This is a genomic window from Polycyclovorans algicola TG408 (assembly GCF_000711245.1).
Classification (GTDB): domain Bacteria; phylum Pseudomonadota; class Gammaproteobacteria; order Nevskiales; family Nevskiaceae; genus Polycyclovorans; species Polycyclovorans algicola.
In genome coordinates this window covers 1,746,176-1,759,490 of the sequence record NZ_JOMH01000001.1, presented here as the reverse complement: position 1 = coordinate 1,759,490, position 13,315 = coordinate 1,746,176, and the positions used below count along the sequence as shown (strand labels likewise).

At 65.6% G+C, this 13,315-nt stretch carries 13 protein-coding genes; 12 read left to right on the top strand and 1 reads right to left on the bottom strand.

The features are described from left to right. Positions 1–271: 271 nt before the first annotated feature. From U741_RS0108500 to U741_RS0108450, 11 genes are all read left to right on the top strand, one after another. A complete protein-coding gene (locus U741_RS0108500) occupies positions 272–1,555 on the top strand; it encodes an acetyl-CoA C-acetyltransferase (RefSeq protein ID WP_029890053.1) in 1,284 nt (427 codons plus the stop codon). Between the two features lie 584 nt (positions 1,556–2,139). Further along, complete coding sequence (gshB, locus tag U741_RS0108495) at positions 2,140–3,090, top strand: glutathione synthase (protein WP_029890052.1); 951 nt, start codon at positions 2,140–2,142, stop codon at positions 3,088–3,090. Then, positions 3,090–4,160, top strand: coding sequence for an FAD:protein FMN transferase (locus tag U741_RS0108490; RefSeq protein WP_052378639.1), 1,071 nt, complete (start codon positions 3,090–3,092; stop codon positions 4,158–4,160). Before gshB ends, U741_RS0108490 begins: the two co-directional genes overlap by 1 nt. Next, positions 4,157–4,549, top strand: coding sequence for a NusG domain II-containing protein (locus tag U741_RS18335; RefSeq protein ID WP_052378638.1), 393 nt, complete (start codon positions 4,157–4,159; stop codon positions 4,547–4,549). Before U741_RS0108490 ends, U741_RS18335 begins: the two co-directional genes overlap by 4 nt. A 2-nt stretch (positions 4,550–4,551) precedes the next feature. Next, positions 4,552–5,097, top strand: a complete 546-nt coding sequence (locus U741_RS0108480; RefSeq protein ID WP_029890049.1) for a Gx transporter family protein — start codon at positions 4,552–4,554, stop codon at positions 5,095–5,097. Then, on the top strand, positions 5,090–5,644 hold the full coding sequence (locus U741_RS0108475; RefSeq protein ID WP_029890048.1) for a YqgE/AlgH family protein: 555 nt from the start codon (positions 5,090–5,092) through the stop codon (positions 5,642–5,644). Before U741_RS0108480 ends, U741_RS0108475 begins: the two co-directional genes overlap by 8 nt. Before the next feature lie 203 nt (positions 5,645–5,847). Beyond that, a complete protein-coding gene (gene ruvX, locus U741_RS0108470) occupies positions 5,848–6,309 on the top strand; it encodes a Holliday junction resolvase RuvX (RefSeq protein ID WP_029890047.1) in 462 nt (153 codons plus the stop codon). 8 nt (positions 6,310–6,317) lie between these two features. Further along, the gene (locus U741_RS0108465) at positions 6,318–7,274 is read left to right on the top strand and encodes an aspartate carbamoyltransferase catalytic subunit (protein ID WP_029890046.1); all 957 of its coding nucleotides are present in this window, start codon (positions 6,318–6,320) and stop codon (positions 7,272–7,274) included. Next, positions 7,271–8,557 carry a dihydroorotase gene (locus tag U741_RS0108460; protein WP_052378637.1) on the top strand — a complete coding sequence of 429 codons (1,287 nt, stop codon included), beginning with the start codon at positions 7,271–7,273 and terminating at the stop codon, positions 8,555–8,557. The genes U741_RS0108465 and U741_RS0108460 overlap by 4 nt, the downstream gene beginning before the upstream one ends. 131 nt (positions 8,558–8,688) lie before the next feature. Continuing rightward, entirely contained in the window at positions 8,689–9,057 is a 369-nt protein-coding gene (locus U741_RS0108455) for a response regulator (RefSeq protein ID WP_029890044.1), read from the top strand. Between the two features lie 52 nt (positions 9,058–9,109). Next, positions 9,110–11,119: a methyl-accepting chemotaxis protein gene (locus U741_RS0108450; protein ID WP_052378636.1), complete on the top strand. Its 2,010-nt coding sequence runs from the start codon at positions 9,110–9,112 to the stop codon at positions 11,117–11,119. Positions 11,120–11,125: 6 nt separating this feature from the next. Here the strand turns inward: U741_RS0108450 and U741_RS0108445 are convergent, their stop codons facing one another. Next, positions 11,126–11,473, bottom strand: coding sequence for a hypothetical protein (locus U741_RS0108445; RefSeq protein ID WP_152551548.1), 348 nt, complete (start codon positions 11,471–11,473; stop codon positions 11,126–11,128). 138 nt (positions 11,474–11,611) lie between these two features. Between U741_RS0108445 and U741_RS0108440 the strand changes: the two genes are divergently transcribed. Beyond that, positions 11,612–13,264 carry a phosphoenolpyruvate carboxykinase (ATP) gene (locus U741_RS0108440; protein WP_029890041.1) on the top strand — a complete coding sequence of 551 codons (1,653 nt, stop codon included), beginning with the start codon at positions 11,612–11,614 and terminating at the stop codon, positions 13,262–13,264. Positions 13,265–13,315 lie beyond the last annotated feature (51 nt).

The window sequence follows — 13,315 nt, the reverse complement described above, 5'->3', positions numbered from 1 at the left end:
TGTGGCACGGCCTTGCGCCTTTCAAGAGGCCCGCGCAAACTTTTTTGGCCTTGGGAAGCGCTGATCAAGTCGCGCGCCTGCGTTGCGAGTCCCAAATCGCGCCGGGCAAGGAAAGTGGCGTGAAGTTTGATCGGCGCTTACCTTGGGCGCTGTCGCTACAGCCAAACGCAGCAGCCGTTTCGAGGCGTATCCTTTTGGTGCACTGCATCATGGCCTGGTCGGCCTCGATGCTGCCCAGTTTCCCTCTTCGCCACCTGCTCAGGAGCATCTCATGGCCCAAGCCCGCAAAGTCGCCATCATTGGCGGCGCCCGCACCCCCTTCGCGCGCTCCAATACCGCCTACGCCACGCAATCGAACATGGCCATGCTGACAGCCTCGCTCAAAGGGGTGGTCGACAAATACCAGTTGCATGGCGAAGCCTTGGGTGAAGTGGCGGCCGGCGCAGTGTTGAAGCATTCCCGCGACTTCAACCTGACCCGCGAGGCGGTGCTGTCCTCCGGTCTGGCGCCGGAAACCTCGGCCTTCGACGTGCAGCAGGCCTGCGGCACCGGCCTGGAAGCGGCGATCGCCATCGGCAACAAGATTGCGCTGGGTCAGATTGATTCGGGTATCGCCGGCGGCGTGGACACGACCTCGGACGCCCCCATCGCCGTCAACGACAAGCTGCGCAAAATTCTGCTTGAAGCCAACCGCGCCAAGACCACCGGGCAAAAGTTGGCGGCCATTGCCAAGATTCGGCCGTCGATGCTGGCCCCGGCCACCCCCACCAACGGCGAGCCGCGCACCGGCAAGTCGATGGGCCAACACTGCGAAATGATGGCGCAGGAATGGGGCATCTCCCGCCAGGATCAGGACCTGCTGGCCTTCCAGAGCCACCAGAAGGCCGCCAACGCCTACGACGCAGGCTTTTACAGCGATCTGCTGGTGCCGTTTTCCGGGCTGAAGCAGGACAACAACCTGCGCACCAACCTGACCCTCGAAAAACTTGCCTCGCTGGGACTGGCTTTCGACAAAACCTCGGGCAAGGGCACGCTCAGCGCCGGCAACTCCACCCCGCTGACCGACGGCGCCTCGGCGGTGCTGCTGGGCTCGGACGCCTGGGCCAAGGCCCACGGCCTGAAAGTGCAGGCTTACCTGACGCATTGCGAAACCGCCGCAGTCGACTTCGTCGGCAAGAAAGAAGGCCTGCTGATGGCACCCGCCTACGCTGTGCCGCGCATGCTCGACCGCGCCGGCCTGACGCTGCAAGACTTCGATTTTTACGAGATTCACGAAGCCTTTGCCGCCCAGGTGTTGTGCACGCTCAACGCCTGGGAAAGCAAAGCCTTCTGCAAAGACCGCCTGAACCGCAGCAGCCCGCTGGGCCGCATCGACCGCGACAAACTCAACATTCGCGGCAGCTCACTGGCCCTGGGCCACCCCTTTGGCGCCACCGGCGGTCGCATTCTCGCCACGCTCGCCAAGATCATCGACGAGGCCGGTGGTGGGCGCGGCCTGATCTCCATCTGTGCGGCGGGTGGTGTTGGCGTCACGGCGATTGTAGAGCGCTCATAAGAGGGCCAAATGCCCCCGAATCAGCCGTGATCGACCCCGAGTCAAGCCCCACTGCTGTCCGGAACGTTTGTGGATCAGAAGTGGCCGTGCTTCCAAGGGCGAAATAATCGAAGTGTCTGGTCGTTTTTCTCCCCTCGCCCGCTTGCGGGAGAGGGGCAACGTATACGTTTGCGGGGAGAAGGCGGCACCCGAACGGGGCCGGTGTTTGCTGGCCAGTCCGCCGCGCCTGCGGCGCGCCCTCTCCCGGCCTTCGGCCACCCTCTCCCGCAAGCGGGCGAGGGGAAACAGCGCGAGCATGAAATCGAGTCTTTAATGGCCGCTCGTACCGCAGCCTTTATAACAGCAGGGTCGGCAGCATCACGAGCAACATTATTCTGGACACCAGTGGGGTCAAGTCCGGGGTGGCGGTGATTGAAGTTGCAAGCACCCTTCGCCATGACCCCCACCGTCATGCCGGACTTGATCCGACATACATGCACGGTTCGCTAAATCCGACAAGCTTCGTCACGCTCGCCGCCATCGGCATCACGTAAAGTTGCGCTCGGCCAATTCCGCTGGCCGGCTCATATCAGGACAGATTGCCCATGCCCCGCACGCTCGGCGTCGTGATGGACCCCATACGGGCCATCAAACCCTACAAGGACACCACCCTCGCCCTGCTGTTGGCCGCGCAACGCCACGGCTACGCACTCCGCTATTTCGAGATGGGGGACCTGTGGGTCCGCGACGGCTTGGCCTTGGGTCGCGGGCGTGCCCTGACGGTGCGGGACGACAACCAAGACTGGTTTACCTTGGGTGACGCCGCCACTGCGCCACTGGGCGATCTCGATGCGTTGTTGATGCGCAAAGATCCGCCCTTCGACATGGATTTTGTCAACGCGACCTACACGCTGGAGTTGGCCGAAGCGCAAGGCTGCCGGGTGGTGAATCGGCCGCAGAGCCTTCGCGACTGCAACGAGAAGTTCTTCATCAGCCGCTTTCCGCAGTGCTGCGCGCCGACGCTGATTGCCAGCGACCCGATAACGCTGCGCGCGTTTCATGCCGAGCATGGCGACGTGATTTTCAAACCGCTGGACGGCATGGGTGGCGCGGGCATTTTTCGCGTCGGCAGCGACGGCCTGAACCTGGGTGCGGTGATTGAGGCGCTCACTGCAGGGCGGCACCTGATCATGGCGCAGCGCTACCTGCCGGCGATCGTCGAGGGTGACAAGCGCATTCTCATGGTCGACGGTGAGCCGGTTCCGTATTGCCTTGCGCGCGTGCCGATGCAGGGTGAAACGCGCGGCAACCTCGCCGCCGGAGGCAGCGGTCGCCCGCAGCCGCTGACGGACCGTGACCGCTGGATCGCCGCCGAAGTCGGGCCGGCGCTCAAGCGTCGCGGCCTGCTGTTTGTCGGGCTGGACGTGATTGGCGATTACCTCACCGAGATCAACGTCACCTCACCCACCTGCGCACGCGAGCTCGACGCCGCTTACAACCTCGACATCGGCGGGCAATTGATGACGGCCATCAGCAAACTCATGGGCGACGCTTGATGGACGAGCGCCTCAAACAATTCTTCAAGCGCGCCGCGTGGGGCATCGCGCTTGCGCTGCTGTTCGTCTGGCTGGCCTTGCGCCAGCCCGACCATGACCGGGTGCACGTGGAAGAGTTTCTCGGCCTCGGCACACTGATCAACGTCAGTGTTTACCTGGAGCGCGGCCAAACGCACGATGATTTTGACGCGGCGATGCGGGACGTGCGGCCGACGATCAAGGCCTACCAGCAGCGTTGGAGCGTGCTGACCGATGGTGAGCTGACCGCGGTCAACCAGGCGCTGGCCAAGGGCGAGGCGGCGACGGTTGCCGCTGAATTGCAACCCCTGTTCGCCCGCGCCGCAGCCCTGTCGACGGCCAGCAAGGGTCTGTTCGACGTGCGTGTCGGGCAGCTCGTCGACCTGTGGGGCTGGAACCGCCAGGAAGCATTCGCCAGCCAACCGCCCGCGACCGAGGCCATCACCACGGCGCTGGCCGCCATCGCCAAAGCGCCCACCCTGCAGGCTGAAAAGGTGGGGCCGGCACCCGGCGTGCAGCTCAACTTTGGCGGCATCGCCAAGGGCGACGCGGCCCACGAGATCGCCGTGCTGCTCGACGCGGCGGGCTTTGAGCACTATCTGGTCAACATGGGCGGTGACGTGGTGGCCCGCGGCAGCAAGGGTGACAAGGCCTGGCGCATTGGCGTGCGGCATCCACGCCCGGCGAAGCCCGACCAGCCGCTGATGGGCATTCTCGAAACCGACGGCAGTGAAACGATTTTCACCAGCGGCGATTACGAGCGTTACTTCGAGTTTGAGGGCCAGCGCTACCACCACCTGATCGATCCCCGCACCGGCCAGCCGGCCGTCGGCATCACCTCGGCGACGGTGATCACGCCCGACGCCGTCCTCGCCGATGCCGCCAGCACCGCCCTGTTCGTCGCCGGACCGGAAGGCTGGCGCAACACGGCGCGGGCCATGGACATCGAACAGGCCATGGTGATGCTCGGCAATGGCGAGGTCTGGGCCACCCGCGCGTTTGCCGAGCGCTTCCAAGCCTCGACCGGCGTCGAGGTGAACGTGCTGCCGTGAGGCGGGGGCCCGTTCTCAATGGGCGCATCACCGCCGCCGACCGCGTGCTGCTGATGCTGTTGTTTGCGGCCATCGGCACCTGCTTTGCGGCACTCTGGACGCCCGGCGGCCCGGCCACCGAGGCCGAGATACGGGTGGGCGGCGAGCTGCGCCAGACGCTCAATCTCAGCCAGCCTGGCGAGCACCATATCGACGGGTATGCCGGCGTGAGTGTGCTGCGCGTCGAGCCCGGCAAGCTGCGCTTTGTTGAAAGCCCCTGCCGCAACCGCGTGTGCATTCACCGCGGCTGGCTCAACACCGCCGGCGACAGCACCGCCTGCCTGCCCAACCGTGTGTCGGTGAGCCTGCGCGGGCATGGGCCCGGCGCAGTCGATGCCGTCAACCACTGACCATGTCGCGCGCCACCCTTTCTGACGCGCAGATTGCCGGCTTTGCCGCCATCGCGGTGTTGGTGCACCTGGTTGAAGCCGGCATCCCGTCACCGGTGCCCGGCATCAAACCCGGCCTGGCCAATGTGGTGACGCTCATCGTCTGGGCACGCTGGGGGCTGGCCAGTGCCGTCTGGGTGACCGGCCTGCGGGTGCTGGTCGGCAGCCTGCTGGTCGGCAGCTTCATGGCGCCCGGCTTCTGGCTGGCGACGGCCGGCGCCGCGCTCAGCCTCGGCGCGTTGGCGCTGGCCAGCGGCTGGAACCGGGCCGTTCCGCGCCTGCCGCTGACGGTGGTCGGCGTGTCGGCGCTGTCGGCGGTGGCGCATGTCAGCGGCCAATTCCTGCTGGCCTGGCGGGTGTTCGTGCCGCATCCCGGCCTGCTCAACCTGCTGCCGCTGCTGCTGGTCATGGCGCTGGCGCTGGGCCTGGTGACCGGCTGGCTGGCCCAGCGGCTGCTGCTGCGGCTGCCGACATTAGCGACGGGCGGATACACTTCGCCTCATGAGTGAGTTCTTCAAAAACCAGTTCCTGATCGCCATGCCGGCGATGCTGGACGAACATTTTTCGCGCACCGTGTCGCTGCTCTGCGAGCACAACGACCATGGCGCGATCGGCCTGGTGATCAACCGCCCGATGGAGCTCAAACTGGTCGACGTGCTCAAGCAGATGGACCTTGAGAGCGACGCGCTGGATGAAGACGCCCCGGTGTTCTGGGGCGGCCCGGTACAGCCGGAACGCGGCTTCGTCATCCACGATGCGCCAGGCGGCTGGGAATCGACGCTGGACCTGCCAGGCGGGCTGCACATCACCACCTCGCGCGATGTCCTGCGGGCGCTGGGCACCGGCACCGGTCCCAAAAATTATGTCGTGGCCCTGGGCTTCGCCGGCTGGGACGAAGGTCAGCTTGAAGAAGAAGTGCTGAGCAATGCCTGGCTCAACACGCCGGTTGATCAGCAGATCCTGTTCCAGACGCCGATTGAAGAGCGCTGGCAGGCAGCCACCCGGCTGCTGGGTGTCGACATCACACAGCTCACCCAGAGCGCCGGACACGCTTGAAGCGATGCGAATCAAGTGATCAGGACCGATACCGAAACGCGCCTGACCCGCACCCCCTGCGTCACCCCGGACTTGATGCGGGGTCCAGCGCGGCCCGTTCGAACCGCAAACTTTGCCCCCGCCGACGAGCGGGCATGGATTTCGGGTCAAGCCCGGAATGACGGGGTGAGGGTGGCGGGCCGATCAGGTCATGGGCGCCGCTGATGGCCACCCTCGCCTTCGATGTCGGGCACAAGCGCATTGGCGTGGCGGTCGGCGAGGCCCTGACCGGCAATGCCCGCGCGCTGCCCACCTTGCATCCGGACGATGTGGCCGCGCTGGACCGGCTGTGGCGCGACTGGGCACCCGATACCGTGGTGATCGGCTGGCCACTAACCGAGGACGGCGAAACCCAGCCCGCCACCGCGCTGGCTGCCTCCTTCGCGCTCGAACTGCAGGCACGCTTTGGCGCGACCATATATTTGTGCGACGAGCGCTACAGCTCGCGCAGTGCCGATGACCGCCTGCGCAGCGCGCGCGCCAGCGGTCAGTTGAACCGCCGGGTGCGCAAGACTGACCGTGACGCCGAATCGGCACGAGTGATTCTGGAGCAGTGGTTTCAGGAGGCGGCCAGCGGTCAATTGAAGCGCTTCAGCGATTCCGCATCGCCCCCGCCTCCCGCATAATCCGCGCCATGAGCGCTGTCTCCCAACTCGATGACCAAGGTCGCCTGCAGCATCTACTGACCCTTGAAGGCCTGCCGGCCGCCACACTGACGGACTTGCTCGACCACGCCGACCAGTATCTGGACGCCGGCCGCAACGGCGACAAGAAGCACGCCAGCCTGCTCGGTCGCACCGTCATCAATCTGTTTTTCGAGCCCTCGACGCGCACCCGTACCACCTTCGAACTGGCTGCCAAGCGCCTGTCGGCCGACGTGCTCAACCTGCAGGTTGCCGCCTCGTCGACGTCCAAGGGCGAGACGCTGTTCGACACGCTGAAAACGCTGGAAGCCATGCAGGCCGACATGTTCGTGATTCGTCATGACGCGTCGGGCGCTGCACACTTTTTTGCCGCGCACGCCGCGCCGGGAGTGGCCATCCTCAATGCCGGTGACGGCCGCCACGCGCACCCGACGCAAGGCCTGCTCGACCTGCTGACGGTTCGCCAGCGGATGGGCCGCATTGCCGGACTCAAGGTGTGTCTGGTGGGCGACATTCTCCACTCGCGCGTCGCCCGCTCGGCGATCCACGGCCTGCGCACGCTGGGCGCGGCAGAGATTCGTGTCGCCGCCCCGCCCACCCTCATTCCCGCAGGCATTTCCGCCCTCGGCGCGCAGGTGTTCCACGACCTCGACGCGGCGCTGGACAGCGTTGACGTGGTGATGCTGTTGCGCCTGCAGAAGGAGCGCATGCTCGGTGCGTTTCTGCCCAGCCTGGGTGAATTTCACCGCGATTACGGCCTGACCCACCAGCGCGCCGCGCGGCTACCGGATCACGCCATCGTCATGCACCCCGGACCGATCAACCGCGGCGTCGAAATTGAAGGTGACATGGCCTACGGGCCGCGCTCGGTGATTCTCGAACAGGTCAACAACGGCATCGCCGTGCGCATGGCGGTGATGGACCGCATTCTCGGGGCCCGCGCATGAGCCGCACGCTGATCAGCAATGTCCGCATTCTCGACCCGGTCAGCGGCTTCGATGGCCCCGGCCACGTGCTGATCGACGGCGGCAAGATCGGCGCAGTGCTGGCCGCCGACGCGCCGCTTGACATGGCCGTCGACCAACATATTGATGCCGCAGGTGGCTGGCTGGTGCCGGGCGCGGTCGATCTGGCTGCGCGCTTCCGCGAACCGGGCCACACCGCCAAGGCCGACTTCGCCAGTGAGACCCGCGCCGCGTTTGCCGGCGGCATCACCCGTTTCGCCCTGCCGCCCGACACCCATCCGGTGCTCGACACCCCGGCGATGATTGTCCGGGTGCTGCGCATCTCCAAGGCGGCGCGCAGCCCCTGGGTGATGCCGCTGGGCGCGCTCACGCAAGGTCTGGCCGGCACGGCACTGGCCGAGATGAGCGCCCTCAAGACTGCCGGCTGTGTCGGCCTGTCGCAGGCCATGGCACCGCTCGACGATCCGCTGTTGGCACGCCGCGCGCTGGAATATGCACAAGGCCTGGGCATGACCGTGCACATCCAGCCGCTGGACGCGCGCATTGCCAACGGCGGCTGCGCCCACGAAGGCGCCACCGCGACCCGACTGGGGTTGTCACCCATTCCAGTGGCGGCCGAGGTGGCGGCGATGCGGTTCTGGATTTCGCTGGTCGAAGACACCGGCGCGCGGCTGCACTTCGGCCGCCTGTCGACCGCGCGCGGCGCCGAGCTTGTGGCCACCGCCCAGGCCCGCGACCTGCCGATCAGCGCCGACGTCGCCGCACATCAACTGTTTCTCACCGACGCCGCGCTGGATGGCTTCGACCCCGCCGCACACCTGATGCCGCCGCTGCGCAGCGAGGCGGATCGGCTGGCCCTGCGCGAGGCCGTCAAGGCCGGGGTGATCGAGGCCATCTGCTCCGATCACCAGCCGCACGAGGCCGACGCCAAGCGCAACCCGTTTCCGCTGACCGCCGCTGGCGCGAGCGGGCTGGAGCTGCTCTGGCCGCTGACGCTGAAGTGGATGACCGAGGATGGTGTCGAGCCGCTGACCGCCGTGCAGCGTGTGACGAGCACGCCGGCCCGGCGTCTGGGTCTTAACCCACCGGTCATCAGCGCCGGACAGCCTGCCGACCTCGCGCTGATCAGGCCGGAAACCTGGACCCTGGACCCGAAACAGTTGCTGAGCCGCGGCCGCAACACGCCGCTGGCGGGCATGAGATTCACGCACCGGGTCGCCGCCTGCTGGCATCTGGGTGTCGCACGCCACCGCCTTTCCGACTGAATCTCGCACGCCTGCCGCAGCCCCAGTTCAGTCCGGTATAGTCAGGTCGGTACAGGCTCGCACACGGGCCGAATGGCGGCGGCGACCGTCGGCGGCAAAGCAAAATTCAGATCGACAGGGGCTAGAAAGGGATGGCGAAGATCATGGTGGTGGATGACTCACCCACCGACGTGGCAAACCTGAAACGCATCCTCGAAAAAGCGGGGCACGTGGTGCTGGTGTCGGCCGATGCCGGCGACGCCTTGGCCCGCATCCGCGAGGAACACCCGGACGTGGTGCTGATGGACGTGGTGATGCCGGGCGTCAACGGTTTTCAAGCGACGCGTACCTTGTCACGCGACACCGCCACGGCACACATTCCGGTGATCGTGGTCAGCGCCAAAAATCAGGAAACCGACCGCGTCTGGGCGCTGCGTCAGGGGGCCAAGGAGTACCTGGTCAAGCCGTTCAAAGACGCTGAGCTGCTCAACAAGATCGCACAGGTGCTGGGCAGCGGCTGATCACCTTCCGGCATCGCGGATTGCGGCACCACATTGAGGCGGGGATAAGCAGATGGCAGAGGCAACCGGGCAGGACGTCGGGGCGGGTCTGCGGCGACGCGATTACATCTTGCTGGGCGGCGCAATCGCCCTGCTGGTGGCGGCGCTGCTGATGGCGCTGATCACGCAAACCGCTCAAACGCGTGGCAGCTACTGGTTGGAAACGGTTCGCGGCATTCCCGACAGCGTCGCGCGCATCGCCCTGGTCAGCGGCGAGATCAACCGCGGGGTGACCCCTGACCTGCAGGTGATCAGCACCCTCACCGCCGACGTTGACGAATTGACGCTGGGCCTGATCGAAGGCAACGAGATCTATGAACTGCCGGCCCTGCCGGCCTTGATGCAAGAAGACGCCGAAGCGCTGCGCGCCGCCTGGGGCCGGCTGCAAACACCCTTGAGCACCATCATTCGCTTGACGCCGGACTTTGACATCGGCGTTGGCGAGGCACGCGGTCTGGTCGAGGCAGTGCGCGGTCCCGAGGGGCTCTACCCCATGCATCTGGAGCTTGCGGAGAACCTGGTCGCCCGCCAGGCCCGGCCAGCCGCCAGCGTCATGCTCGCACAGCAGATGGCCAGCCTCGATCGCTTCGCCGGTACGGCAGCACGCCTGTTCACCGAAGGCCGCGAGGCGCGCAACTTCTACGAGCAACTGGTCGCCCTGCTGGCCGACATCACGGCGCGCAACGAAGAAATGCTGCGCGAAGCCGCCACCCGGGATCTGGCCGAGACGGTGGCACCCGATCTGGCGACACTGACCACCACGGTCAACGACATGATCGTTCGCGTCGGCAGCATCGCCACGCTTCAGGAACTGGTCGCCGACCTGCCCAAGGAAGTGCCCAACGTCACCGGGGCGGCCGGCGTGTTGGCCGGCCAGTTGGTTCAGCGTGACGCGCAGTTGGCGGCCTACCCGGTCATCAGCGCCATCGCCGTGGCCTTGGCCATCGCCCTGCTGGTCGCCTACGGCACGCTCGCCTCGCGCAACGTGCGCGGCCGCATGGTCAGGGCCGAATCTCAGGACGCCCAACGCCAGCAGGCGATTCTCGGGCTGCTGGATGAAATCACCAACCTCGCCGACGGCGACCTGACGGTCGACGTCACGGTGACCGAAGACTTCACCGGCGCCATTGCCGACTCGCTGAATTACACCGTGCAGAACATGCGCGAGTTGGTCGGCACCATTACCCGCACGTCCGAGCGCGTCGCCGCAGGCGCCGGCGCCACCCAGCAGCTGGCACAGAACATGTCGGCGGGCTCGGAGCGACAGGCCAGCGATATCGCGTCGCTGACCCTGCAGATGAACGAGACCGCAAACACCCTGACCGGCGTGGCCGAGCGCGCCGAGTCGGTGGCCGAACAGGCCGGTGAGTCGGTCGATGTCGCCCGTAGTGGTTCCGAGACCGCGCGCGGTACGATCAACGTCATGGCCGCGCTGCGCGAGCAGATTCAGGACACCTCGAAGCGCATCAAACGCCTCGGTGAGTCGTCGCAGGAAATCGGCAACATCATCGAGCTGATCAACGACATTGCCGAACAGACCGGCACCCTGGCCCTCAACGCGGCCATCCAGGCCGCCATGGCGGGCGAGCAGGGACGGGGTTTCGCGGTGGTCGCCGAAGAAGTGCAGCGCCTCGCCGAGCGCGCCTCGACCGCCACGCGTCAGGTCGAAACCCTGGTCAAGACGATTCAGGCCGACACCAACGAAGCCATCATTTCGATGGAGCGTTCGACCCACAACGTGGTCAATGGAGCCCGCAGTGCCGAAGAGGCCGGCGGTGCGCTGAGCCGCGTGCAGCTGAGTTCGCAGACCATGGCCGAGCTGATCGGCGCCATTGCCGGCGATGCGCGTCGCCAGTCGGCCAGCACCACCGATGCCGCCAGACGGATGCAGGGTGTTCGCGAAATTTCGACCCAAACCTCGCGCGCCTCGGCCGAAACCGCGAAGGCGGTCGAAGAACTCACGGCGCTGTCAGCGCAACTCCGACAGTCAGTAACCGGCTTCAAGTTGCCTGAAGGAAGCTGAGCGGTCTCAGCTTGGGTCGTCCAGCGGCCGGGTGAGCGTCACGTAAGGCGCATCGACCGCATCGCCACGGCGAGCTGCCGGGGTTGTGGCGGATTGCGGCGGCGGCGGCGGAATCTCGACGAAGCGCCCGATCGGCATGCCCTTGAGCACCGGCACCGTGCCTTCCTGGTCGCGGCTGAAGTTGTGGCGACGAAACTGACCCTGGCTGGGATCACCAAAATGACCCTGTCCCGGGTCGCCGAAATGGCCTCTGGCAGGGTCGCCATAGGCTTCGACGACACGATTGGGCTGCGCGCCCAGTGCCGAGCAAAACACCAGACAGAACACGCCCAAAGCGTTCGATTGACGTGTCATTCACAGCGCTCCAAGGTCCGTTCGCGGGCCAGTATATAGGCCGGCGCAATCACCAAAACGCCTCACGCATGGTTGCGGAGCGCCGCCGGTCTGCTTACCATTTGCGGTTCTCCGCACCCGGCGACACAAGGACACCGAATGAGCTTTCAGGCTGATCTCGAACAACTTTTTGGACTCAGTAACGTCAACTACAAGGCCAATCTGAGCAAGCCCGAGTTGTTCCATGAGGCCATTGCCAACGACCGGGGCCGCGTGCGTCGCGGCGGTCCGTCCGACGAGCAGAAAGCCTTCCCGACCAAGCTTGGTGTCGACGGCCCCTTGGTTTATTACACCGACCCCGACTGCACTGGTCGTCGCACCAAGGACACTTTCGCCGTCAAATGGCCGGAAGTGGCCGACGAAATCTGGTTCAAGGCCGACCTCGGTGGCTACGACCCTGAGAAATACGAAGGGCTGCTGAAGCGGGTCGTCGCACATTTGAACGAAAAGAACGCGACGCTGTACGTCAAAGACCTGTTCATGGGCTCAGACCCCGATTTCGCGGTGCCGTACCGCTTTGTCGGCGAATACGCCACCCACGCATTCTTCTGCGACAACATGTTCCCCAAGGATCTGCCGGGTGTGCAGGACGTGGACGGTCGCCGCTGGACCATGCTCAACGTGCCGAGCTTCGTCTGCGAACCCGAGCGTGACGGCAGCCGTTCCGAAGCGGCGGTCATCATCGACGCCCGCAACCGCATCTGCCTGGTCGCCGGCCGTGCCGACTACTGCGGCGTCAACAAGAAGACCATTTTCACCGTCGGCAACTATTTGCTGCCCAAGCAGGGGCGCCTGAGCATGCACTGCTCGGCCAACGTGGGCGCCAAGGGTGACGGCGCCATCCTGTTCGGCCTGTCGGGCACCGGCAAAACCACCCTGTCGGCCGATGCCTCGCGGCGCCTGATCGGCGATGACGAGACCATCTGGTCCGACAACGGCCTGTGCAACCTTGAAGGCGGTTGCTACGCCAAGCTGATCAACCTCGACAAGGCCGCCGAGCCGGTGATTGCCGCCGCGCTGTCGCAGCCCGGCACCATCATTGAAAACGTGCCGCCGCTGCCCGGCAAGAAGATGGAAGAATGCCATCCCGACGAGCTCGACCTGAACGACGGCTCGATTGCCGAAAACACGCGCTTCAGCTATCCGCTGAGCGTGGTGCCGAACACCATGCCCAATGGCCGCGGTCCGCACCCTGAAACCATCGTGCTGCTCACCGCCGATGCCTTCGGGGTGCTGCCGCCGATCTCGATGCTCGAACCCAAGGACGTGATGTATCACTTCGTCTCGGGCTTCACCGCGCGCGTCGCGGGCACCGAAGTCGGCGTCACCGAGCCGCAACCGACCTTCTCGGCATGCTTTGGCGGCCCGTTCATGGCGCACAAGCCCAACGTCTATGCCGAGCTGCTGGCGAAGAAAATGCAAAAGCACAACGTGCGCTGCATCCTGCTCAACACGGGGTGGAGTGGCGGCCCCTACGGCACCGGCAAGCGCATGAGCCTGAAGGTGACGCGCGCGCTGCTCAATGCCGCGCTCAACGGTGAGCTCGACAACGTTGAGACCGCCGTGCAGCCGACGCTGAACCTGAAAATGCCCAAGCGCTGCCCGGGTGTCGACAGCGCCATTCTCGACCCGCGTAACACTTGGGCCGACAAGGACGCTTACGACGCCACCGCCACCAAGCTTCGTGACATGTTCCGGGAAAACTTCAACAAGAAGGGCTTCGGCAGCTTCGGGATTGAGGCGCGCATTTAAGCCGAGCGTCCGAGACACGGTTTGATCACAAAGCCCGGCCCCGCGCCGGGC

What these genes read in the sequence shown, in the direction of transcription:
- U741_RS0108445 (WP_152551548.1), bottom strand. Translation starts at nt 11,473, where the DNA reads ATGACACGTCAATCGAACGCTTTGGGCGTGTTCTGTCTGGTGTTTTGC.
- U741_RS0108490 (WP_052378639.1), top strand. Translation starts at nt 3,090, where the DNA reads ATGGACGAGCGCCTCAAACAATTCTTCAAGCGCGCCGCGTGGGGCATC.
- U741_RS0108460 (WP_052378637.1), top strand. Translation starts at nt 7,271, where the DNA reads ATGAGCCGCACGCTGATCAGCAATGTCCGCATTCTCGACCCGGTCAGC.
- U741_RS0108480 (WP_029890049.1), top strand. Translation starts at nt 4,552, where the DNA reads ATGTCGCGCGCCACCCTTTCTGACGCGCAGATTGCCGGCTTTGCCGCC.
- U741_RS0108450 (WP_052378636.1), top strand. Translation starts at nt 9,110, where the DNA reads ATGGCAGAGGCAACCGGGCAGGACGTCGGGGCGGGTCTGCGGCGACGC.
- U741_RS0108465 (WP_029890046.1), top strand. Translation starts at nt 6,318, where the DNA reads ATGAGCGCTGTCTCCCAACTCGATGACCAAGGTCGCCTGCAGCATCTA.
- U741_RS0108500 (WP_029890053.1), top strand. Translation starts at nt 272, where the DNA reads ATGGCCCAAGCCCGCAAAGTCGCCATCATTGGCGGCGCCCGCACCCCC.
- U741_RS0108440 (WP_029890041.1), top strand. Translation starts at nt 11,612, where the DNA reads ATGAGCTTTCAGGCTGATCTCGAACAACTTTTTGGACTCAGTAACGTC.
- gshB (WP_029890052.1), top strand. Translation starts at nt 2,140, where the DNA reads ATGCCCCGCACGCTCGGCGTCGTGATGGACCCCATACGGGCCATCAAA.
- U741_RS0108475 (WP_029890048.1), top strand. Translation starts at nt 5,090, where the DNA reads ATGAGTGAGTTCTTCAAAAACCAGTTCCTGATCGCCATGCCGGCGATG.
- ruvX (WP_029890047.1), top strand. Translation starts at nt 5,848, where the DNA reads ATGGCCACCCTCGCCTTCGATGTCGGGCACAAGCGCATTGGCGTGGCG.
- U741_RS0108455 (WP_029890044.1), top strand. Translation starts at nt 8,689, where the DNA reads ATGGCGAAGATCATGGTGGTGGATGACTCACCCACCGACGTGGCAAAC.